Here is a 265-nt window from a genome sequence, read left to right as displayed (position 1 = left end):
CATTTTCAGGTATTGTCAGCTTTAAGAGCGCAAAAATCATTCGCGATGCTGCACAAAGAATGCCAAAAGAAAGATTATTAATTGAAACCGATAGTCCGTACCTTGCGCCCGTACCCAAACGCGGTCGTCCGAATGAGCCGGCTTATGTGCCTTATGTGGCAAGTTGTCTTGCGGATTTGTACGGTATGAGCGTTGAGGAAGTCGGCGCATTAACGGCAAAAAACTTTGAGAATTTGCTGGCGCAGTATGTTTAAAGCCGTTATGC

The 265-nt window shown here is 45.7% G+C and carries 1 protein-coding gene; it reads left to right on the top strand.

Translation table 11 applies throughout. The annotated features are described in order from the left end of the window. The coding region (locus tag AAEY93_RS20720) for a TatD family hydrolase (RefSeq protein ID WP_351079564.1) at positions 1 to 254 on the top strand (254 nt) is incomplete at its 5' end. Positions 255 to 265 lie beyond the last annotated feature (11 nt).

This window comes from Shewanella sp. CAL98-MNA-CIBAN-0140, from assembly GCF_040309905.1.
GTDB lineage: Bacteria > Pseudomonadota > Gammaproteobacteria > Enterobacterales > Shewanellaceae > Shewanella > Shewanella psychromarinicola.
Note: the sequence above shows the minus strand (reverse complement) of the source record. Positions and strands in the feature narration are given on the sequence as shown.